The sequence below is a fragment of the Lentibacillus halophilus genome (assembly GCF_055395055.1).
On record NZ_AP043750.1, the window covers coordinates 375,118 to 396,397 of the forward strand.

19 protein-coding genes and 2 pseudogenes are annotated in these 21,280 nt (G+C 41.5%); 4 read left to right on the forward strand and 17 right to left on the reverse strand.

Annotated features, from left to right (window positions below; genetic code table 11):
• The first annotated feature begins 140 nt into the window (after nt 1–140).
• Nucleotides 141–1,457, forward strand: coding sequence for an ankyrin repeat domain-containing protein (locus ACZ5Q7_RS01705; RefSeq protein ID WP_343751305.1), 1,317 nt, complete (start codon nt 141–143; stop codon nt 1,455–1,457).
• On the opposite strand, the gene ACZ5Q7_RS01710 is transcribed toward ACZ5Q7_RS01705, so the two are convergent.
• Complete coding sequence (locus ACZ5Q7_RS01710; RefSeq protein WP_343751304.1) at nt 1,406–1,954, reverse strand: SDR family NAD(P)-dependent oxidoreductase; 549 nt, start codon at nt 1,952–1,954, stop codon at nt 1,406–1,408. The genes ACZ5Q7_RS01705 and ACZ5Q7_RS01710 overlap by 52 nt on opposite strands.
• Before the next feature lie 476 nt (nt 1,955–2,430).
• Between ACZ5Q7_RS01710 and ACZ5Q7_RS01715 the strand changes: the two genes are divergently transcribed.
• Together ACZ5Q7_RS01715 and ACZ5Q7_RS01720 are read left to right on the forward strand one after the other, a co-directional pair.
• Nucleotides 2,431–2,982 carry a biotin transporter BioY gene (locus ACZ5Q7_RS01715; protein WP_343751310.1) on the forward strand — a complete coding sequence of 184 codons (552 nt, stop codon included), beginning with the start codon at nt 2,431–2,433 and terminating at the stop codon, nt 2,980–2,982.
• Nucleotides 2,983–3,037: 55 nt separating this feature from the next.
• Complete coding sequence (locus tag ACZ5Q7_RS01720; RefSeq protein WP_343751303.1) at nt 3,038–3,355, forward strand: biotin synthase BioB; 318 nt, start codon at nt 3,038–3,040, stop codon at nt 3,353–3,355.
• A 15-nt stretch (nt 3,356–3,370) separates the two neighbouring features.
• Here the strand turns inward: ACZ5Q7_RS01720 and ACZ5Q7_RS01725 are convergent, their stop codons facing one another.
• Nucleotides 3,371–4,777: an IS4 family transposase gene (locus ACZ5Q7_RS01725; RefSeq protein WP_464432720.1), complete on the reverse strand. Its 1,407-nt coding sequence runs from the start codon at nt 4,775–4,777 to the stop codon at nt 3,371–3,373.
• 164 nt (nt 4,778–4,941) lie between these two features.
• Between ACZ5Q7_RS01725 and bioB the strand changes: the two are divergent.
• Nucleotides 4,942–5,655 (forward strand): annotated as a pseudogene (gene bioB, locus ACZ5Q7_RS01730) (biotin synthase BioB); the annotation flags it as partial.
• A gap of 338 nt (nt 5,656–5,993) precedes the next feature.
• On the opposite strand, the gene ACZ5Q7_RS01735 reads toward bioB, so the two are convergent.
• The 15 genes and pseudogenes from ACZ5Q7_RS01735 to ltrA (ACZ5Q7_RS01805) all read right to left on the reverse strand — a co-directional run bounded on the left by ACZ5Q7_RS01735 (nt 5,994) and on the right by ltrA (ACZ5Q7_RS01805) (nt 20,899).
• On the reverse strand, nt 5,994–6,302 hold the full coding sequence (locus ACZ5Q7_RS01735) for a DUF2442 domain-containing protein (protein ID WP_343751067.1): 309 nt from the start codon (nt 6,300–6,302) through the stop codon (nt 5,994–5,996).
• A 13-nt stretch (nt 6,303–6,315) separates the two neighbouring features.
• Nucleotides 6,316–6,531 (reverse strand): DUF4160 domain-containing protein, encoded by a 216-nt coding sequence (locus ACZ5Q7_RS01740; protein ID WP_425542338.1) that lies wholly within the window; start codon nt 6,529–6,531, stop codon nt 6,316–6,318.
• A 132-nt stretch (nt 6,532–6,663) separates the two neighbouring features.
• On the reverse strand, nt 6,664–7,215 hold the full coding sequence (locus ACZ5Q7_RS01745) for an REP-associated tyrosine transposase (RefSeq protein WP_343751068.1): 552 nt from the start codon (nt 7,213–7,215) through the stop codon (nt 6,664–6,666).
• Nucleotides 7,216–7,217: 2 nt separating this feature from the next.
• Complete coding sequence (locus ACZ5Q7_RS01750) at nt 7,218–8,753, reverse strand: YifB family Mg chelatase-like AAA ATPase (protein WP_343751069.1); 1,536 nt, start codon at nt 8,751–8,753, stop codon at nt 7,218–7,220.
• A 369-nt stretch (nt 8,754–9,122) separates the two neighbouring features.
• Nucleotides 9,123–10,451 carry a group II intron reverse transcriptase/maturase gene (ltrA, locus tag ACZ5Q7_RS01755; RefSeq protein ID WP_343751070.1) on the reverse strand — a complete coding sequence of 443 codons (1,329 nt, stop codon included), beginning with the start codon at nt 10,449–10,451 and terminating at the stop codon, nt 9,123–9,125.
• A 698-nt stretch (nt 10,452–11,149) separates the two neighbouring features.
• Entirely contained in the window at nt 11,150–11,287 is a 138-nt protein-coding gene (locus ACZ5Q7_RS01760; protein ID WP_425542339.1) for a zinc ribbon-containing protein, read from the reverse strand.
• Between the two features lie 419 nt (nt 11,288–11,706).
• On the reverse strand, nt 11,707–13,212 hold the full coding sequence (locus tag ACZ5Q7_RS01765; protein ID WP_464432985.1) for an IS5 family transposase: 1,506 nt from the start codon (nt 13,210–13,212) through the stop codon (nt 11,707–11,709).
• Between the two features lie 146 nt (nt 13,213–13,358).
• The gene (locus ACZ5Q7_RS01770) at nt 13,359–13,826 is read right to left on the reverse strand and encodes a hypothetical protein (RefSeq protein ID WP_343752605.1); all 468 of its coding nucleotides are present in this window, start codon (nt 13,824–13,826) and stop codon (nt 13,359–13,361) included.
• Nucleotides 13,827–13,828: 2 nt separating this feature from the next.
• Nucleotides 13,829–13,888: pseudogene (locus ACZ5Q7_RS01775) on the reverse strand (hypothetical protein); the annotation flags it as partial.
• 174 nt (nt 13,889–14,062) lie between these two features.
• Nucleotides 14,063–14,464: an ectoine synthase gene (locus ACZ5Q7_RS01780; RefSeq protein ID WP_343752604.1), complete on the reverse strand. Its 402-nt coding sequence runs from the start codon at nt 14,462–14,464 to the stop codon at nt 14,063–14,065.
• A 69-nt stretch (nt 14,465–14,533) separates the two neighbouring features.
• Nucleotides 14,534–15,934: an amidase gene (locus ACZ5Q7_RS01785; protein ID WP_464433032.1), complete on the reverse strand. Its 1,401-nt coding sequence runs from the start codon at nt 15,932–15,934 to the stop codon at nt 14,534–14,536.
• Nucleotides 15,935–15,966: 32 nt separating this feature from the next.
• Complete coding sequence (locus ACZ5Q7_RS01790; RefSeq protein WP_343752602.1) at nt 15,967–17,421, reverse strand: sodium/proline symporter; 1,455 nt, start codon at nt 17,419–17,421, stop codon at nt 15,967–15,969.
• Nucleotides 17,422–17,632: 211 nt separating this feature from the next.
• Nucleotides 17,633–17,797 carry a hypothetical protein gene (locus ACZ5Q7_RS01795; RefSeq protein ID WP_343752601.1) on the reverse strand — a complete coding sequence of 55 codons (165 nt, stop codon included), beginning with the start codon at nt 17,795–17,797 and terminating at the stop codon, nt 17,633–17,635.
• 184 nt (nt 17,798–17,981) lie between these two features.
• Nucleotides 17,982–18,296 carry a DnaD domain-containing protein gene (locus ACZ5Q7_RS01800; RefSeq protein WP_343752600.1) on the reverse strand — a complete coding sequence of 105 codons (315 nt, stop codon included), beginning with the start codon at nt 18,294–18,296 and terminating at the stop codon, nt 17,982–17,984.
• A gap of 1,148 nt (nt 18,297–19,444) precedes the next feature.
• On the reverse strand, nt 19,445–20,899 hold the full coding sequence (ltrA, locus tag ACZ5Q7_RS01805) for a group II intron reverse transcriptase/maturase (RefSeq protein ID WP_464432767.1): 1,455 nt from the start codon (nt 20,897–20,899) through the stop codon (nt 19,445–19,447).
• Nucleotides 20,900–21,280: the final 381 nt, after the last annotated feature.

Consider the following 21,280-nt stretch of genomic DNA (forward strand, 5'->3'; position numbering starts at 1 on the left):
GTGATTTTCGTCCATTCTTTCTGAACAGCAACCAAAACAGTCGGCGTAAATGTTTAAGATCTTACCATTTTCGAATACACGTTTATTCTATCTTCTATTAGTTTATCATACGTTGCCGTTCTATTATAGTTTTTAGGGCATTGTATGAGAATCAGTTAATCACATTCGACAAAAATCGGGAAGTGACAGGCACTAAAGGCCATGATTTTCACCGAACCAATGATTTTGATATATATGCTTCTGAGAATAAGCAAGCTTTCTATGTAGATTTAGTAAAACAATGGCTTGTTTTTATGGAAGATAAAATGATATTTTACGGTGATCCTATTCAACTCGAGGTTATGGGTATCGGCATTGAGCAAGCAAAGGATAATTTAATTAAGGTAAATGGTGATAGTGAAGTCATTGATTCAGATAATTTTTTTAGAGCGATTGCAAATAACAACGCTGATAAAGTTAATAGATTGATAGAAAAAGGTGCCGATCCCAATATGGTGACTGATCAAGGAACATCAGCATTGATAACAGCTTTACAACATGAGAATCCAACAATAGTAAAGAAACTGCTGGATGCAGGTGCTGACCCGAATCTGCAAGGTTATCACATGGATTATCCTGATACAAACCCGTTGGATATTGCAATAGAGAAAAATAATGTAAGCTTAATAAAAATGTTATTAGAAAATGGAGCTAATCCAAATCAAACACATGTGCAAAATTTGGGAAACAAAGATATGGAAACCAATTCTTTAATAAACGCGATTGAACTTGAGAATGTTAAAGCTGTAGAAATGTTACTAAAACATGGCGCAAACGCTCAAGAGAATTTGAAAGACGGTGGTGAAGGCATCACTCCAATTGATTATGCTGAGGAGAAAGCACAGTGGGGTGTATCATCCGAATTAGAAAAAATAATTAACTTGTTAACGGGGAAACATACTCGGAAGGATACTTCGGAAAACTCGCAAAAGCAGGATGGCCCAGGAGATGGTTCAAGTAACATAGGGAATAATAAAAAAGAAACAGCTGAACAAGATCAATCTAAATCTTTTTCCTATGAAAGCTATACAAATTCCAGGTTTGGTTTTTCTGTAGACTATCCTACAACTTTTTCTAAAGAAGATGCTCCTACTAACAATGATGGAAGGGAGTTTACCAATAATGAAGCTTCTATTTTAGCATATGGTAGCCACATCAATGTGCTTGAAGGAAATGAAACAATTGAAACTTACTATAACAGGGCGATTGAATCTAATCCTGGTTCTATCGCTTATCAGCAAGTGGGAAGTGATTGGTATGTCATTTCGTTTAAAGAAGGAAATGATACTATCTATGAGAAAGCTATTATAGAAAAGGATATTATATCTACCTTGAAAATTACGTACCCTACTAGTCGACAAAGTTATTATAAGCCTATGGTGACACATATTTCTGAAGGCTTTGAAGGCGCTGAGTAGTACGAGGCCTGGCACCAACACAATATCTTAACGGGGTGCTGGTGCCTGACCCATGACTTCGACACTGTTCGACAAAACCCGGGAAGTGACAGGCACCCGAGCCATTCTGAGCCATTCTGCTTTTTCATTGCTTCCAATACAGGCTTTGAAGTGAAGAACATTCCCTTCAAGTTGATGTTTTGAATTTTATCCCAGTCGCTCTCCTCCATTTCCGCAATAGATTGATCAGGATAAATGCCTGCATTGGCTGCCAAAATATCAATTCTTTTATGTTTCTTTAGAATATCCTGAACCACTTGCCCCGCATTGTCTTTATTTGTAACATCCAGGTGATAAAACTCACCATTTATCTCTTCAGCTGCTTTTTGACCTGCTTCTTCATTTATATCTCCAATCATCACTGTCGCGCCTGCTTGGGCTAATGTTTCAGCAATACCCTTTCCAATTCCATTAGCTCCCCCGGTTACCATTGCAATTCTGCTCGTTAAATCAAACATAATATCCCCTTTCTGACACGATAGGTCTCAAAAATTTTTAAATACTCCTACAATATTTATTCCCTATGGAATCAAAGAGAAAACATTTGAATATTACGTGTGAACTTGAACGAGTCTTCCACATAAACGATTTTCGGCAACTGCCGAAAATCAACCTTTGGAATCTTGTCCCTATATTTTAAAACGAGGTGCTGGTGCCTGACACCATGACTTCGACACCATTCGACAAAACCTGGGAAGTGACAGGCACTATCCAAAGTTCACAGGAACAACCAAGTCGTGTTTTGTAAAAAAGGAAGCATCAGAACCGTCCCCATGCTTTCTTTCTAATCATAAATTATTGACATAAAAGAACTTAATAGTGTAATCTAATTTATATGTAAACCTAAAATTTAATGGGTTAACATGAATTTTAAATAGAGGAGGTGGACTATGTGAGAGAACAAAGTAAAATATTCAAATTATGCTTTGGTGCAATGTTTGTCGCACTTACTGCCATCGGTGCAAACATAACTTCAATTTTTCCTTTTCTTGTAATCGGTGGTGTACCAATTACATTGCAGGGTTTTTTTGCTGTAATGTCCGGATTGGTTTTGGGAAGTAGAGTTGGCCCTTTTTCCATGTTTGTCTATATGATGTTAGGTCTTGTAGGAGCACCGGTTTTTGCTCAATTCAAAGGTGGTGTGGGGATGATTCTTTCCCCAACATTTGGTTTCATATTAGGGTTTATCCTGATTGCTTATGTAACTGGTAAAATACGAGAAGCGAATTCCAGTTTACCTTCTTATATTATAGCCGCACTAACTGCAATGACCATTAACTATGTGTTTGGAACGAATTGGATGTACGCAGCGTATCAATTATGGTTCGAGGCTCCGGCTGAATTCTCTTATAAACTTGTATGGCTATGGATGATGGTTCCTTTACCGAAAGATATATTATTAGATACTGCAGCAGGAATATTAGCATATCGTCTGAGTAAACAAGGAATTACTATTCGTCATAGAATTGATGAAGAGAGCGCATAATATAGGATGTTTTAAATCTATCGATGTACATATTTAAATAAGAAGGAGGAATTTTGTGTATAAATGGAAAGAATTAGCCGGCAAAGTCATTTATGGGTATGAAATCAACAAGGAAGAAGCAATCGCTATACTACAATCTCCCAATGATGAGGTTTTAAGTTTAATGGATGGTGCGTTTCAAATCAGAAAACATTATTACGGTAAAAAGGTGAAATTAAATATGATGATCAGTACGAAGACTGGTTTGTGTTCTGAAAACTGTGGCTACTGTGCCCAGTCGATTGATTCAACGGCTCCAATTAATAAGCATAAGATGATTACAAACTCAACTTTCGCACCGCAGAATGAGCCTGTAACCCTTGATATGCCTTGATCTAAACCAAACTGACTATGCTGCTTGTGCGTTAAATTCCTCATTGCCAAGAAATGTTTTCTTTAAAAATTGCGGGAGGTTATCAAATAGCTCATCGATGATGGATTTGACTTTTTCTTCTGAAAGCACTGGTTCATTTGAAAGTGTTGACTTTAACGCATCTATGATCATCATGAACGCTTGGGCAAACCGAATGTCTTCCATTTCATCGCAGCACAAATAGAAGAGCTGTCCAATCGTTTTTGGATCTTTCTCTTCACGGGAGCTTATCGCAAGCATGATATAGCGTGTGAAGACGATTGTCGTATGGGCTACGAGCGCATCATAATGACGTGACTGGCATTCTTTCGCTAAACGTAGATGGGATTTGGCGACCTTGAAAAAGCACTCGATATCCCAACGCTTCCCATAAAGGCGAACAACTTCTTCTTCCGGCAAATCCAGATTTGTAGAAAGAAGCGCCAACCATTGTTTAGAGCGGTTTCGATCCCGTACAAAAACAATACGGGCTTGTATATCCTTACCATTGTCATCTAATCCCAGGCTGACAACAACAGAAGCAAGAATCTTAGCACGTCCCCGTTTTTTTCGCACTTTTTTATAGAGTTGGTTCAAGGTATATTTCTCGCCTTCGTAGGTGTAGTAAACCCGATGCATGCTTTTGAGCATACAGATGACATGAAGAGGATAGTCAGAAACAACGCGCTTAATCACTTTAGGAAAGGCAAACCAACTGTCAAACAACAAGGTTCTGGCACAAAGCTGTAACGGATTAACGTCATCCAAGAGATCAAACATCGCTTCAGTTGATTTTTGCAGGGCTTCCTGACGTCGCTTGTAGCCAACCGTGCGCTTGTCAATTTTGGAGTTTATCTCCTGAAACCGGTTCTTGCGCTGTTTGGAGCTTAATAACGAGAAAGCCAATGGAATGAACGTATTCCCATCTGACCAGCCAAGTGTAAGCATTCGAAACCCTTTGACAAACTGCCCTGTGGTATGGTCATGCACACGAGCAAGCAGTTCGACGGTCTTACTGCGAGCACGGCTGTATAAAGAATCATCGAAAATAAGGACGCGTTCACGGTCACTTGAGACCAGAGACAACAGGCTGGTTACAATCACATTCCTGCTCAACAACACAAGAAACTTTCGCCAGTTGTATCTGGGATTGTTGAGAAAACGGTGGACTGCATCTTTTCTTGGAGCATCTGAAACACGGTCCGAATCAAGAATTCGAAAAAGGTTCTTGCCGTGCAGGACAAGCGAAAAAATAAACTGGAGAAGGAACACGGGAGAAAATCCATCTTCTTTTCGAATGTTCGCCTGATTAAGCAGTGACCCCAGTTTATTTTCCTTGAAAAAGCGTGAAATATAAGAATTAGCCTCGTTTTTTGGTTCAGAATTTGGTAAAATAGTAGCCATAAATACATCCCTTTCTGGTTTTAGTTGTGGTGACTATATTTTACCAAATTGGGATGTATTTTTGTGTGATTTTTTAATATTGTTTTCCGGATTAGCTCAGTCATATCAAGGAATTATTAGCGTTTTTTAGATGCGAAAGTTGAGTTACAAAAGAACAAATCGTTGCTGGGGCAAAACGAGCATACGATTTAAAATCAAGGACATATTGTATTGCTGCCAGTGGAAGGGGCCCTACGAATCGTGTAATTGATGCGGTTGCAGAGGCTACTAAAGCGATTAAAGAAACGTATCCAGATATGCGTATTTGCGCTTGTTTAGGTATTTTGAGGGATGGGCAAGCAGAAAAATTACAGGATGCAGGGGTTGATCGTTATAATCATAACATCAACACCTCAAAAGAACATCATCCAAATATTACGACCAGTCATACTTATGATGACAGAATAAATACAGTTGGCAAAGTAAAAGATGCAGGTATTTCACCGTGTTCTGGGGTTATTGTTGGCATGAAAGAATCTTTGGAAGATGTGTTTGAGATGGGAAGGGCGTTAAAAGAACTAGATGCGGATTCAATTCCTGTCAATTTTCTAAATGCCATGGATGGAACAGCACTTGAAGGGACAGATGAATTAAATCCATTATATTGTTTAAAAGTGCTCGCATTTTTCCGGTATATGAATCCAACGAAAGAAGTTCGTATTTCTGCGGGAAGGGAAGAAAATTTGAGAAGCTTACAACCACTAGGTCTTTATGCAGCAAACTCTATTTTTGTTGGCGACTATTTAACGGCGAAAGGTCAGGAAGAAGCGCGTGATCATAAAATGTTAAGTGACTTTGGTTTTGAAATTGATTATGTCAACGAAGATGTTTTTGTATAGGGATAGTTTTTATCGGTATTTGAATGGTCGCCTATAACACTTTACTTATCATTAATTTGAATATACGAGTATTTGATCACGGCCAACAAAATGTACCACTAGTGACATGTTATTTACCACCGAATGACAAGAAATCGAAAAGCGCAGGGACGGTTCCCGTGCTTCCAAAAGGGCTTTGCAAAGTCAGCTGAGAAGTTTGAGCTCAATCCCCAAGTTCACATAAACAGGCAAATTGTGTTTTGGTAAAAGAGAAACATGAGAACCGTCCCCATGCTTTTCCCCATGCTTTTCAGCATTGCTTTCCTGCTAATCGACCTGAACAAGTTAAGCTGCTACACTTATGCTCTCTCAAGCCAATCCCCATGTTCATCGGAATTAATTATATTGGCCAAGCGTTGTATTTCCCCAGATTGAATGCCACGATTGTATAGCGTATCCGGGTCAATATGGATATCATCTGGCCAAGCCACCGTACCTGCATCATCATCTACATAAACCTGTCTAAATAGTTGTGGGTCTTTTAATTTATTAAGTGTCCCGATCATGGAGGGTCTAATATCAATAAAACGCTTCTCACCATTCTCAAATTCACATAACAGCCAACCATGCAAATTGGGAATAGGTTTGGCCTTGATTATCTCACGCATAAGATTTTCCTCCTTATAGTGGCGGAATCTTTTGTGGCATGTTATCGTCCTTACAATCATTCCATGCCTTCATAATAGCACGTTTATTTCTATTAAGCCATACGATGACATCCCGCTGCTTTTTGATTGGTAAACTTCCATTTTTATACCGACCACTTCCAATATATATTTCTGCTTTATTCTGCCCCCTGACATGAAAATGAGGGGGATCATGATCATCAAAATACATATATATATCTTCATACCAGAGAATTCACTTATTTTAGGCATAGTCACCTCTTATTATATGCATTCACAACACTAACTGATTCATGGATGTGACAGGATTTGGAATCAACAAGCAGCGTAAATACAGATCCAGTCATTCTGCCCTTTCCCATCCCACAAACTCCCGATATTTCCGGCGCTTCTCCCATTCATCCCCCGAAAAGTAATCCAAAATAATAGCCATGTTCAAGAGGGGGTGACGAGATGTATGCATATAATACCGGTAACTGCTCCATGGATAGCTTTGTGGCTGTCGTACCATGTTGGCGTCGACCGGATTCAAATGGATATACCGGCTCACTTCCAGCATTCCTTGTTTCGATGCAATCACTTTATCATAATACCGTTTTTCAAACACATGGCCGGTGATTCTGTTCTTCGTGTTGTAATAGTCAGCATACCGCTTGTTGATGAGGGACATCACTTTGGAAATAGGCTGTTCTTTGGAACGTATTTGCAAGTGAAAATGGTTGGTCATCAGACAGTAGGAAGCGAGTTCAAAGGGGACTTTTTTATTAATCTGGAGAAGCATATGGAGAAAGATTTTAAAGTCATCGTCATCCTTAAAAAGGGCATCACGACGATTGCCGCGACAGACAACGTGATAGAATGAATTGGGTACCCATACCCGTTTTTTACGGCCCATGGTTACTGGATCATCCCTTTCTGCACGTTATTCCCACGAGATCGCCGCATTGTCACAGCTTCCCAGATACTTTCGTTGGTTATGGTTTCATCACCGCTCAAATCCGAAATCGTCCGTGCCAAGCGCAGAATCTTCATTTGCACACGTGTGCTCCAATGATGTTTACTGGACCATTGCTGCATCATTTTCTGCTGATCTTCCGTTAATTGACGCTGTTCAGGCAACGTTTCATTCGGTGCGTCCGCATTGAGAATCCCTTCACCATAACGCTCATATTGCCTCCCGCGGGCAGCGTCAACACGAGCACGAATGGCTTCTGAGGTTTCGTTATGATCGGTGGTCTCCCTGTCCAACGCCACGGTATCAAGCTTAAGTAAAATATCCATACGATCTTGAATGGGTCCGGATACGCGATTATTATAAGCGGTTATCTGTTTGGGTGTACACGTACAGTAATAGTGTCTCGAACCTAAAAAACCACACGGGCACGGATTCATGGCTCCCAATAACAGAAATTTCGCCGGGTAAGTAACCGTTGAGGCTGCCCGGCTAATGGTCACTTTCCCTGTTTCAACCGGTTGCCGAAGCATGTCCAGTGTACGCTTGGGAAACTCGGCCATTTCATCAAGAAACAACACCCCACAATGTGCCAAAGATACTTCCCCAGGCTTTGGGTTTGCTCCTCCGCCAATAAGCGAAACAGCTGACGCAGAATGGTGCGGGTCACGAAATGGCGGGAGTTGATAATTGTCATGCGTCATACCCGCCAGCTGATAAATGCTTAAGACATCAAATTGTTGATTGTCACTCAAGAGGGGTAGAATGGATGGAAACGTTTCCGCCAGGAGGCTCTTCCCACATCCGGGAGGACCTGTCATTAATACATTGTGATCCCCCGCAGCAGCAATCTCCAGCGCTCGTTTCGCTTGATTGTGACCAAGTATATGCTGAAAGTCTTTATCATACGTTACCGGCTCAGGATTCTTTGTTTCAGAGGAAGGCATCGAGGTTATCGCATATGATGAAAGCTGTCCGGAAAAAGAGGCAACGACGTCATGTAGTGTTTCAACAAAACAACATTCCATCCCGTCTATTTGAGGGAATGGCATATCCTTCATGGGTGGCAAATACAGTTGCTTAAAACCTTCCTTCTTGGCAGCAACAATCGCAGGAAGCATCCCATCAACCGGCTTAATCGTGCCATCCAGCGATAAGACACCCAGAAAAGCAGCAGCATCAGGAATGGCATCCTTAATCTCCCCCGCTTCCTTCATAATTCCAATCGCCATCGCCAAATCAAAAATAGGACTATTTTTCTTCTGTTCCGCAGGGGATAAATTGATGACGATTTTCTTATCAGGAACATCACAATCATTCGCATACAAGGCCGCCATCACCCGATCTTTTGACTCCTTCACCGAAGCATCCGGCAACCCAACAATATGAACCCCTTCTATCCCCGGCAAAAGCTGTACCTCCACATCAACCCGATACCCTTCCATTCCTTTCAAACCAATACTTGACACAGTTGTAGCCATCATCTCACACCTTTTCGGCATTTATTAATTAGATATAAGATAAGCTATATTCTGAAAAAAGTCAAGAACATTTGTTCGGAATTCATTAGGTTGAAATGGAATTATGAAACCCAAAAAACAATCAAAGTTCCTTTTTAGCCTAAAATGACGAGGTGAAAAAGCAAAAATGACGGAAAATATAAAAGAAAAATACCAATTTAACTAACCTGAAAATTTTTCAAATCAACAAAACTAACCCTCGACACTATTTGACAAAATTCGGGTGGGTCAAGTAGGAGTGAACCTCTCTGCCTGACGGCAAATTGTGTATCACTCCCCTCTCAGAACCATGCGAGCGGTTTTCCCGCACACGGCTCCACCTATCATTCTTCACAGAATGTAACTAATATGATCTCTAAGTTGGTATATATTCACTTTCACGGTTGGCCTTGGAAGTGGAAATTTCTTCAGAAATAAAACGAATTTCTCCCATGTGAAGGACTTCTTCTGGCTTCTTCGATTCAGCCATTTAAAGAGTAACGCTCTTATATTGTCACGAAACAAATCAACCGTTGGCGAATTGTCTGTAATACAATAATAATTATAGTATCCTATAAGCGACCTTCGAATTCTATCCATGATAAATTCAGCACCTTCGGTTCTGTTTTCTTTTAGCCATTTCTTGGTTTGACGCAACTTCGCTCTCATCTTCTTGTTGTCAGTTTTCCGTTTAACTCTGAACTTGCCTTTCTGACTTTGGCTGCAGTAATGCGTAAAGCCCAGAAAATTAAATGTCGGAGGTTTACCATTCCCGTTCCGCCTACTGTTCTTTTCCGCAAACCTGCCAAAGGGAATAATGTTCGTTTTGTCCTCCGCAACTTCAAGGTTAAACGTCGCCAATCTCTGCTTGAGGCCTTCAAAGAACTTGTATGCGTCCTGCTGATACTGAAAACAGCACACAAAATCGTCCGCATAGCGAACAAGGTACGCTTGTCCTTTACATTCTTTACGTACTTTACGCTCAAACCATAAGTCCAGTACATAATGGAGATAAACATTTGCCAGAATAGGCGATATAACACCACCCTGTGGTGTGCCAAACTCTTCCTTGTATCGTTCGGTTTCCTCCATGTAACCGGCCTTTAAGAACCTGGCTATGAGCCTCAGTATACTGGGATCTTTAATTCGATGTTCAAGAAATGCCATCATCCATTCATGATCCACATTGTCAAAGAATCCCTTAATATCTACATCTACGATGTAGTTCGTGTATCTCTGTTCAATGTAGACATTAAGAATCTTCAAGGCATCATGACAGTTTCTTTTGGGTCTAAAGCCAAAGGAGCAGCCGAGGAAATCATTTTCATAGATTGTCGTAAGAATTTTAGCTAATCCCCGCTGCACGATTTTATCCTCGTGCTCCGGTATCCCCAATGGTCGTTTCTTCCTTGAACCAGCTTTATCAATATAGGTTCGTCTGACCGGTTGGGGGCGATAGCTTTTCTTCTTCATTCTATGAACGAGGTTCTCGACATTATCATTTAATTCTTCACCGTAGTCTTCCTTTGTAACCCCCATAATACCTGAAGCCTTACTGCCGGGTAATTCATGATGGCATTGCTTTAAAGACTCCTCATCCAACAAATGCGCCAGCGATGTGAATTGCATCCTGGGGTGAGATCTAGCTAATTCCGCTATTCTCGATAGTTTTGTTTCCATTATAATTCCCTACCTCTGTGTGTAGATAATGTGTCCCTAACAAGAAAATGATAGGGGGCTTACCTTTCCTCCACCGGAATTACCCGGCTTCACCGGTACTATGCAGCCCTCCGACTTCCTATCAGGCATTTGGTTTCCTCACTTTGTATCGCTTGTACGCCATACTCCCTGCTTCCGCAGGAAGACCCGATAGGACCTCCCGAGTTGCCATAACATATCCATGTCTAGCGTGCCGAGGTCACCGACCCCGGAAAGGTCTTAATAAGCTCGCCCTTTTCGCTTATTAAGATGTTGCATTCTGGACTGTCAAATCCATCTGCCCTTTCATTTGGGTATTTCGGGGCTCAATCCCTTCAACCGTAGTTTACGGCCCACTAGCTAACTGTTTACGCTTAATGATGGAAGTTGCCTTCCATCATCCAAAACTAGCTACGAGCGAGTGGCTAACTCTTACTCGGCGGGCATCCCACCCGCTATATGTTACGACCTACGCTCGGTCGCTCTGACAGGCACCCAAACTTAAGTTCAGTGTTGCAATTTTAGACAGAAATATTATATCGTGTTTTGAATTTGATAAAATGGGAATAACAGGTTAATAATTCTGGATATAAATATTGAAACAAACAATGGTCAAGTCGTCCGTTCTCATTTTAAAGTATAGGAAAGTCACCCTAAAGAAGAATGACTTTTCCATAAAATTACACCTTTTTAAATTCAGTTGCGTCACAATTAGGGCAAGGTGGAAGAGTATCTGTCTTATCATCCAGCACTACAGTTTCTCCACAACGTTTACATTTGTAAGTACCTTTTCCCGGCTTTTCACCTGTACTCGGCATATGAACACCTCCACTTTGAATTATACTAACATTAATTTGATGCGAGAATAAGTGCCAGCCACGCAGACAATTCTGAATTGTTTATGTGCCTGGCACTTGATGATCCTTGAAAGAATGAAATACTTTACTGTTAACATAGAATCATATGATAATAATCGGGAAGGCCTTTAATTCCTACTACAACCATTTCTTTGACAGGTAACAGTACTATTAGAGCTGACCCTTTCCCAATGGTCGGGATGGTCCGTAGTATCAAAACCACAAGAAGTGTACCTATCATCAGGCTTAAGAAAATGAACTTCATTCTTATCGGTTCCATTCGTATCCTTAATATGCTTAATTTTACTCAAAATTCTCACCTCCTTACTTTTGGTAACCTATATTTTATCAAATTATCTAAATAGGGGTTGCTGAATGATTTATATCTTACCTAAGAATAATAGGGGCTTTCGATCTCGGACCGAAAAAAGGTTCTCGACCATTAAATATAAAACGTATAAAAAAGTATCCCGGAGGATCTTTTCAAGATTCATAACCAGGAACTGGATGGAAATGACCGTTTCACTGGTCACCCGAAGACATGCTGAAATAAGGCCAAGTCCATACGAACGCTTGCCCTCGCCAAACTTGCCTTCTATCGCATTTCGTTCTGCGGCATCCTGATATTCAATTTGTTTTTGAAGCCGGTTCTCCTGAGCATTTTTGGAAGGGCGGCCGAGTTTTGGTCCGCTCAGCCGGATGCCGCGCTCCTTGCAGTAGCGTCGGTTTCCCCTTGTCCGGTAAATCTGGTCAGCCAGGACCGCCTCCGGATAAGTACCATGGCGCCTACAATAGGCCTCAATGGAGTCCTGAAGATAGACTCCTTCATGATAGGCGTCCCATGACAGTTTATCCAGCGTGGTATAACCATTGATCATGCTTACGGAGATTTTGGCCCCGAACTCAACATTGGCATCTGTTTTACCACGTACAATCGGACGTACATGAGGCTGGTGGATACTGACGATGCGATGGTCGATTTGATGCTTTTTATGGTCATACATGTGCTGCTGTTGACGGGTTAGTTCCTGTATGACCAATAATTCCCCATACTGACGCTTGTCCAAAGGTGACAGTCCTACCTGTTGCACGAGGAACGAGATGTGTTTTAAGTTTCTCTGAACGTAGTTTAGCTGCTTGCCAACGGCTTGTCGAACGTTTTTGCGTCCCGGTTGCTTTTGCTTGGAAATTGCCAGATAAGCCTTGCGGGCTTTCTTTCGATAGGTACGTGGTTTCCGTCGCTCACCTTTCAAAGGTTCATGCAGCGTATCGATCATGGCTTCAAGCTTTTCCCGTGCCTGATTTAACAAATTCAAATCCGTTGGATAGGCGATATCGGCTGGGGCACAAGTGGCATCCATCATCAGCTTTCCCTGATTAGGTAAGCTATCAGCCGTTCCCTGATTGGACTTGTCACCATGTGAACCGCCGGTTCCTTTATGGTCATTATCTGAATCATCATCATCGTCCTGGTCACGCTTTGTTTGTTCTTCCACTATCCATTCATTGACTTGGTTGACGATGGAAGCATCCAGGCGTTTACGGAAATACGTCATGGTCGAGGCATGAAAAGGCGCTTCTTCCTGAAAAGATGAAAGCCCGATAAAATACTGAAGATACGGATTCTCCGTAATCTGTTCCACAGTTTCCCGGTCACTCAGTCCAAGACGCTCTTTTATGATTAATGCGCCAAGCGCCGTCCGGACCGAATAGGCTTTGTTTCCTCTTGTTGAATCATTCAGGAGTTGAACGTACTCATCTTCAAGTTTTGACCATGGAATCAGATTGGCCATAACAGCCCAGCGGTTATTAGGGTTCAAACGACCCCCAAAAGGGAGGAAAAATTCATCCGGCATGATCATTTGACGTTCATTATGTTCGTACATTGTCAGGCCTCCAGGTGCAAGGTTTTTTCGTTGAATTTGTCTCTATCCCTTGCAACTTATTTCGACAAAAAGACGCAAAGTTCCTGTCCAATCAGTCATTTTTATTTATTCAGCAGCCCCTAAATATATTCCAATTTCCGATATTTCTACTCAGAAGAAACAATGAAATTATGTCGACCTATTTGGACATTTAAAAATCCAATGTCGAATAATGGAGGACGTATGTCCAAAATAAGGATGATTTTCGGCAGCTGCCGAAAATCATCCTTTGGAAACGAGGTGAAGGAATTGTGGTGATAAGTGCCTGACACTTGATGATTTCCTACTCCGCTAAACTTCGCCAACAGCCGTTCGGTTTCTTCCCATTCGGCGGTCTTATCACGGGATTCGTCTGCTGTCTGCTCCCGCTCTTGCTTTAGCTTCTCCCGACGCTTTTGCTCCCGGAACCAATCCGGAATAACTTCCTCGATTCGGGCGGCATTCGTACGCTGCCCATGCTGCCTGCTCCGACGAAAGGCCGCTTCTTCGGCTTTGTCATCTTCAACTGTCGCGATGCCCTTTTTCGCCAGGCTTGCAAAATAGCCTTGACATAGCTCCAGTTGCTCTTTCCGCATTCCACCGCCCGTTTCATCGGTTCCATGACGAGCCCTTCCCTAACATCATCCATCCAATTCATCAGGGAATCAGACACAAATGGGCTAATGGGCTCGAAGTTATTCTGGTAAAACACGAACGTGTAACAGTGAGAACTGTCCTTAATATACCAACATAACTTGACAAAATCCTATAAGTGCCAGGCACTCGAGTACGAGTGCCTGGCACCAACACAATTACTGTATCTTTATTTTCATTAATCTAATAAAGGATAAGTACCGTCTTTATCATGTGTCTCATTCCCAGTTAGTGCAGGATTGAAAACGCATATAAGACGCATATCTTCAGACGTAGCTCGTAAATAATGTTTTTCATTCCCATTTAGTGCGTACATTGTTTCCGGTCTAATTTTATAAATTTCACCTGTTTTCTTTCCATTCTCATCTGCCAATTCAAGTTCTCCTTCCCCTTCAATACAATAACAGGTTTCGTAATGATTTTTATACCAAATAAAAGTTTCAGTACCTTTCTTAACAACAGTATCCGCCATCGAATATCCCATTCCATCTTTTTTCAGTAGTATCCTTCTACTATTCCAATTATATCCATATATATCATTTTTTGTATCTAATATGTCTTTCAACTTTTTTACAATCATGGTATTTCCCCCTTCTATTTATAATACACGTGTAAATTTTTAAATTTATCCTTTCTCACTTTCATCTCATCAATTTTGTAAGGCTTGCTCAAAAGCATAACCAAATCGATATAAATTGGCTTCGTCATATTTTTTTCCAATCAATTGCATTCCAATAGGTAATCCGGAAGCAGAGAAACCACAGGGTAAAGACAGACTAGGAAAACCGAGTAAATTTGTTGGAGATGTAAAGCGTTGAAGCGACTCTCTTACGTCTTCACGTTTGTTTTCCACTAATGACTCTTTTTCCCCTAAGTTCGGTGGTAACATAGGTAGTGTTGGCGTAATCATAACATCAACATCCTTGAAATGATTATTATAATCCAATATGTTTTCAAATTTTATTTGTTGGGCTTCAAGATAGTCACTCGCTTTATAATTAGCACCTTGTAAAATTCTCTGCCTTGTTTCATCTCCTAATAAATTGTTAAATGACGAAACTAAATTTTTATTAACGAGATATGCCTCGCTTTCTGAAATAATCTTGCATGCATATAAAACATCATTTGTATTAGATACATGAATTGGTTTAACTTGTGCCCCTAAATTTTCAAATACTTTTATTGCATTTTGTATAGCATGTTTTATTTCATTTTGTATATTTTCAAAACAGAGATATAAAGGTATACCTATAACACTTCCTTTTAATCCTTCTCCAACTTTTGAATAACAGTTTTCCCATTCCTTTTCGAGCGATAAAGGATCTTTATCGTCTTTCCCGGATAAATAAGAAAGCAAGACGGCATTATCTGCAACTTTTTTTGTTATTGGCCCTACATGGTCCATGGTCCAAGTCAAGGGGTGAACTCCGTATTTACTAATTCGTCCAAATGTTGGTTTCATCCCAACAACTCCAGAACAAGATGAAGGTATTCGAACGGAACCACCAGAATCAGTTCCTAAAGTACCGTAACAAAGGGAAGTTGCAACAGCTGCGGCCGAACCGCCACTGGAACCGCCAGCAATCTTAGAAGAATCATATGGATTTTTTACTGAACCAAAATAAGAATTATCAGCAGTAGGTCCATAAGCCAATTCATGAGTATTTGTCTTACCTATTATAATAGCTCCTGCCCCTTTTAACTTTTCCACAACAGTTGCATCATAATCAGGAATAAAATCTTTAAAAACACCCGATCCCATAGTTGTTTTAACATCTTTTGTATAAATTAAATCTTTAATAGAAATCGGAACTCCATGAAGAGCACCTTTAACACCTTCTAATAACATTTCCTTTTCCGCTTTTTTAGCTTCCTTTAAAGAACTCTCAACACAGACATCAATATATGCATTAGTTTTATCGTTTTTAATATCTATTTGATTTAATAGTAAATCAACAACCTCAACTGGTGATATTTCTTTTTTCTTATATAAACTTGATAGCTCCAGCAATCCAATATTTAAAATATGTGAGGATATTTCGGACAACATATACCCCCTCTCTCTATATAAAATGTTTAGGATTACTTTCTTTCATTTATAAGCTTTTCATCTTGCTTTTCAGGAAATATTAAACTGAAAACGATTCCAAAAAACAGTGCTATAAAAAACGTTACAAACCGAGCACTTAGTAATTCATCAAGGGGTGAATTTATCCAGATCAATGTCCCTATTAAACCTGAAGATATTGTAGCAATGACACCGATACCAGAATAGCGTTTCCAAAAGAAAGTGAGTAAAACGGCTACTGATAGTGTAGATCCTACTCCAGCCCATGCCCAACCAACAATTGTAAGGACAAGAGATTTGGAGATAAGTGCCATCAATAATGCTATCAATGCTGTTATTGCTATAACCAGACGAGAAACGAAAACCCAATTCTTTTCGCTTAATTCTATTTTAAAGTTTTTGTGCACAAGATCTTCACTTATAGAACTTGTCACAACCATAATTTGTGAAGTAGCAGTTGAAATCATTGCAGCGAGAATTCCTGACAATAAGATACCTGAAATCCATGACGGCGTTAAATCCAAAATCATTGTGGGTAATATCGTTTCTTCATCTGGGAAATTACCTATATTGTATAGAGCAATAGCTGTTATACCTATAAAAAAGGCACCTGCAAAAGCCATAACCGTCCATATGATTCCTGTAATACCTGCTATCTTCGCATCTTTTGCATTCTTTAAAGCCATAAAACGGGCACTAAGTTGAGGTTGACCACCTAGATAACCAAAGAAATATGAAAAGTTATTGAAAAACAATGCACCAAAAGCAAAACCCGTAACTCCTCCATTCCAAGAACTGACATTATTACCCGCTGCATTCAGTTCATTCATTATGGATATGTCATTATTACCTATCTGAATAAATGCCAATATCGGAATGACTATTAAGACCAGAAGCATCATAGCACCCTGTATCATATCAGTCCATACGACAGACACAAATCCACCTGCAAGGGCAATAATTGCTACCCCTAACGCACTTAAAAGAATACCTACTATTGGATTTATATTAAGCGTTGTTAACAATGTCTTTCCTACTCCAGATAACTGGGCACCGACATAGAAAATAAAGAAAACGAGAATTAGTACTGTTGCAAGAAGGCGAATGTATTTGCCATGTGCCGGAAAACGTACAGCTAGATAATCAGATAGTGTAAGAACTTCATATTTGTTCCTTTCATTCATAAATCTTTTTGCTAAAAATAACCATGAAAAACTTATACCAAGTACCATACCCACTATCGTCCAAATAGCTGATAATCCTGTTAAAAACGTAAAACCAGTAAAACCAAGCAACAACCAAGAAGATTCTCCAGTTGCACGTTCAGAAAAAGCGAGTACCCATCCCGGTAACTTTTTTCCGCCTAATAAAAAATCCGAACGATCCATATCCTTACGACTAAAATAAGCACCTATCCCAATTAATAAACAGAAGTAAAGAATTAACTCAACGACAAGAACGATATTCATTTAATCCCTCCTTTTGGTCTTGTAACTTTAATTATATTCAGCATATTACAAGCCTTATGATAAAATTATTGATTATTCATTCACACAGCTTAAGTTGCTCTTAATGTTCTAGCTACCGTTTCATCGCGTCCAAAACGAGGTCTTCCCCGGCGTCATACACCCAATTCATCAGGAAATCAGACACAAACGGGCTAATGGGTCCGAAATTATTCTAGCAAAACACGAACACGTCAGCTGCAGCAGCAGTATTATTTTGTTTTGTCTGGTTTGGTTTCGTTTTGTATTGTTTAATTAATGGGGCCGTACGGTGGTCCGTAGGGTGGTTCGTTTCGTGGGCCGGCTGGTGGTTCATCAGGTAGGTCACGTTCCGGTTCATGGTAAGGCTCTCCTTTGCCAGTCCACTAGGTGATCTGTTTCCTGGTTTGTATCGTGTGAACTTGAACGAGCCTCCCCCGGTAGACGATTTTCGGCAGCTGCCGAAAATCAACCTTTGGTTCGGGTGCCTGGCACAGACACAATTCTGAATTGTTTATGTGCCAGGCACCATCCAGAAACTGGTACTATCCGAACTTTGCCAATAGCCGTTCGGTTTCTTCCCATTCGGCGGTTTTGTCACGGGATTCGTCTGCTGCCTGCTCCTGCTTTAGCTTCTCCTGGCGCTTTTGTTCCCGGAACCAATCTGGTATAACTTCTTCCGTCCGGGCGGCATACGACGGCCCGCCTCGCCCCTGCTGCCGACTCCGACGAAAGGCCGCTTCTTCGGCTTTGGCATCTTCAACCGTCGTGATGCCCTTTTTCGCCCAGGCTTGCAGGATCGCCTTGACATAACTCCAGTTGCTCTTGCCGCGTTCCACCGCGCGTTGCATGGCGTCCATGACGAGCGCTTCCCCAACGTATCCACCCAATTCATCAGGGAATCAGACACAAATGGGCTAATGGGCCCGAAGTTGTTCTGGTAAAATACGAACGTATCTGCGTCAGCTGCAGTTGTATGGTTTTGTTTGGTCTGGCTTTGTTTCGTTTCGTATTGTTTAACTAATGGGGCCGTGTGGTAGTCCGTAGGGTGGTTCGTTTCGTGGTCCGGCTGGTGGTTCATCAGGTGGGTCACATTCCGGTTCACGTCGTGGTTCACTTGCTCGTTCGCCAGGTGATCTGCCTCCTGGTTTGGTTCATGTCGTGTGGCAAAGCCATCGTTCGCTTGGAGCGTGTTGTCTATTATGTATGAATCATCGTCGGTCGAGTGCATCGCCGCGTCGCCTGAGTACACGGCGCTCTCGCTCGACCCGACTGCCCTGTCGTTCGAGTTGACTGCCCTCTCGCTCGACCCAACCGCTCCCTCGCTCGAGCACAACCCCGCGTCGCTCGAGCCACACCCATCCCCCGACCAACTCAACCCAATCATCCGATACTCAGGCGCCTGATTCCGGCCGCGCGATTCATACACCACATACCCCTTCTCGTGCAACTCAGCGCGCGCCCGTTTGAATGAGCTGTCCGTCAACTCTGCTTTCAGCCGCAAGACCGGCGCGGCGACCGTAAACGTTTTCCGCCACATGGCTTTGTTATTAATGTGCATGAGCGCGTGCCACAGCGTCACGGCCGATCCTGATAAAGGAAATCTAGAAGGAAATGTAAAAAAAGAGCACCAGCCACCGCCAGGCCAGGACACTCTTCTATGTCGAAAAAATTACCATTCCTTTTCCATTTAATACCAAATTAGAGCGTTTATGTTGTGTCGTTTCCTCCAAGCTAATAGATAATAGTTCGAAAAAGGGAGTTTCACCGTGGAAAAAAAGACACTTATACAAAACTACTGGGAAAGCATTTACGAATCATTCGGTTAAGACACGACTTCTCGTTGTTGTTTAGAGCAAAGTGTGGTACGAGTGCTTGGCACCAACACAATTCTGAATTGTTTATGGTCAAGTAGGAGTGAACCTCTCAGCCTAACGGCTGATTGTGTATCACTCCCCTCTCAGAACCATGCGAGCGGTTTTCCCGCACACGGCTCCACCTATCATCTTCACAGAATGTAACTAATATGATCTCTAAGTTGGTATATATTCACTTTCACAGTTGGTCTTGGAAGTGGAAATTTCTTTAGAAATAAAACGAATTTCTCCCATGTAAAAGACTTCTTCTGGCTTCTTCGATTGAGCCATTTAAAGAGTAACGTTCTTATATTGTCACGAAACAAATCAACCGTTGGCGAATTGTCTGTAATACAATAATAATTATAGTATCCTATAAGTGACTTTCGAATTCTATCCATGATAAATTCGGCACCTTCGGTTCTGTTTTCTTTTAGCCATTTCTTAGTTTGACGCAACTTCGCTCTCATCTTCTTGTTGTCAGTTTTCCGTTTAACTCTGAACTTGCCTTTCTGACTTTGGCTGCAGTAATGCGTGAAACCCAGAAAATTAAACGTCGGGGGTTTCCTATTTCCATTCCGCCTACTGTTCTTTTCCGCAAATCTGCCAAAGGGAATAATGTTCGTCTTGTCCTCTGCAACTTCAAGGTTAAATTTCGCCAATCTCTGTTTGAGGCCTTCAAAGAACTTATACGCGTCCTGCTGATATTGAAAACAGCACACAAAATCGTCCGCATAGCGGACGAGGTACGCTTGTCCTTTACATTCTTTACGTACTTTACGCTCAAACCATAAGTCCAGGACATAATGGAGATAAACATTTGCCAGAATAGGCGAGACAACACCACCCTGTGGTGTGCCAAACTCCTCCTTATATCGCTTGGTTTCCTCCATGTATCCGGCCTTTAAGAATCTGGCTACGAGCCTCAGTATACTGGGATCTTTAATTCGATGTTCCAGAAATGCCAGCATCCAATCATGATCCACATTGTCAAAGAATCCTTTAATATCTACATCTACAATGTAGTTCGTGTACCTCTGTTCAATGTAGACATTAAGAATCTTCAAGGCATCATGACAATTTCTTTTGGGTCTAAAGCCAAAGGAGCAGTCGAGGAAATCATTTTCATAGATTGTGTTAAGAATTTTAGCCAACCCCCGCTGCACGATTTTATCCTCGTGCTCCGGTATCCCCAATGGGCGTTTCTTCCTTGAACCAGCTTTATCAATATAGGTTCGTCTGACCGGTTGGGGGCGATAGCTTTTCTTCTTCATTCTATGAACGAGGTTCTCGACATTATCATTCAATTCTTCACCGTAGTCTTCCTTTGTAACCCCCATAATACCTGCAGCTTTATTGCCGGGTAATTCATAGTGGCATTGCTTTAAAGACTCCTCATCCAACAAATGCGCCAGTGATGTGAATTGCATCCTGGGGTGAGATCTAGCTAATTCCGCTATTCTCGATAGTTTTGTTTCCATTATAATTCCACCTCTGTGTGTAGATAATGTGTCCCTAATAAGAAATGATAGGGGGCTTACCTTTCCTCCACCGGAATTACCCGGCTTCAACGGTACTATGTAGCCCTCCGACTTCCTATCAGACATTTGGTTTCCTCACTTTGTATCGCTTGTACGCCATACTCCCTGCTTCCGCAGGAAGACCCGATAGGACCTCCCGGGTTGCCGTAACATATCCATGTCTAGCGTGCCGTGGTCACCGACCCCGGAAAGGTCTTAATAAGCTCGCCTATTTCACTTATCAAGATGTTGCATTCTGGACTGGCAAAACCATCTGCCCTTTCATTGAGTATTTCGGGGCTCAATCCCTTCAACCGTCGTTTACGGCCCACTAGCTAACAGTTTACGCTTAATGATGGAAGTTACCTTCCATCATCCAAAACTTGCTACGAGCGAGTGGCTAACTCTTACTCGGCGGGCATCCCACCCACTATATGTTACGACCTAAGCCCGGTCGCTCGTCAAGTA

Excerpts from the sequence above, each read along its gene's own strand:
- ACZ5Q7_RS01795 (WP_343752601.1), bottom strand. The coding sequence starts at position 17,797 with ATGAACCGGAACGTGACCTACCTGATGAACCACCAGCCGGCCCACGAA.
- ACZ5Q7_RS01780 (WP_343752604.1), bottom strand. The coding sequence starts at position 14,464 with ATGATTGTAAAAAAGTTGAAAGACATATTAGATACAAAAAATGATATA.
- ACZ5Q7_RS01735 (WP_343751067.1), bottom strand. The coding sequence starts at position 6,302 with ATGCGTGAGATAATCAAGGCCAAACCTATTCCCAATTTGCATGGTTGG.
- ACZ5Q7_RS01745 (WP_343751068.1), bottom strand. The coding sequence starts at position 7,215 with ATGGGCCGTAAAAAACGGGTATGGGTACCCAATTCATTCTATCACGTT.
- ACZ5Q7_RS01750 (WP_343751069.1), bottom strand. The coding sequence starts at position 8,753 with ATGGCTACAACTGTGTCAAGTATTGGTTTGAAAGGAATGGAAGGGTAT.
- ACZ5Q7_RS01725 (WP_464432720.1), bottom strand. The coding sequence starts at position 4,777 with ATGGCTACTATTTTACCAAATTCTGAACCAAAAAACGAGGCTAATTCT.
- ACZ5Q7_RS01785 (WP_464433032.1), bottom strand. The coding sequence starts at position 15,934 with ATGTTGTCCGAAATATCCTCACATATTTTAAATATTGGATTGCTGGAG.
- ltrA (WP_464432767.1), bottom strand. The coding sequence starts at position 20,899 with ATGTCTGATAGGAAGTCGGAGGGCTACATAGTACCGTTGAAGCCGGGT.
- ACZ5Q7_RS01715 (WP_343751310.1), top strand. The coding sequence starts at position 2,431 with ATGTTTGTCGCACTTACTGCCATCGGTGCAAACATAACTTCAATTTTT.
- ACZ5Q7_RS01790 (WP_343752602.1), bottom strand. The coding sequence starts at position 17,421 with ATGAATATCGTTCTTGTCGTTGAGTTAATTCTTTACTTCTGTTTATTA.
- ACZ5Q7_RS01770 (WP_343752605.1), bottom strand. The coding sequence starts at position 13,826 with ATGCGGAAAGAGCAACTGGAGCTATGTCAAGGCTATTTTGCAAGCCTG.
- ltrA (WP_343751070.1), bottom strand. The coding sequence starts at position 10,451 with ATGGAAACAAAACTATCGAGAATAGCGGAATTAGCTAGATCTCACCCC.
- ACZ5Q7_RS01740 (WP_425542338.1), bottom strand. The coding sequence starts at position 6,531 with ATGTATTTTGATGATCATGATCCCCCTCATTTTCATGTCAGGGGGCAG.
- ACZ5Q7_RS01760 (WP_425542339.1), bottom strand. The coding sequence starts at position 11,287 with ATGCCGAGTACAGGTGAAAAGCCGGGAAAAGGTACTTACAAATGTAAA.
- ACZ5Q7_RS01710 (WP_343751304.1), bottom strand. The coding sequence starts at position 1,954 with ATGTTTGATTTAACGAGCAGAATTGCAATGGTAACCGGGGGAGCTAAT.
- ACZ5Q7_RS01765 (WP_464432985.1), bottom strand. The coding sequence starts at position 13,212 with ATGTACGAACATAATGAACGTCAAATGATCATGCCGGATGAATTTTTC.
- ACZ5Q7_RS01800 (WP_343752600.1), bottom strand. The coding sequence starts at position 18,296 with ATGGACGCCATGCAACGCGCGGTGGAACGCGGCAAGAGCAACTGGAGT.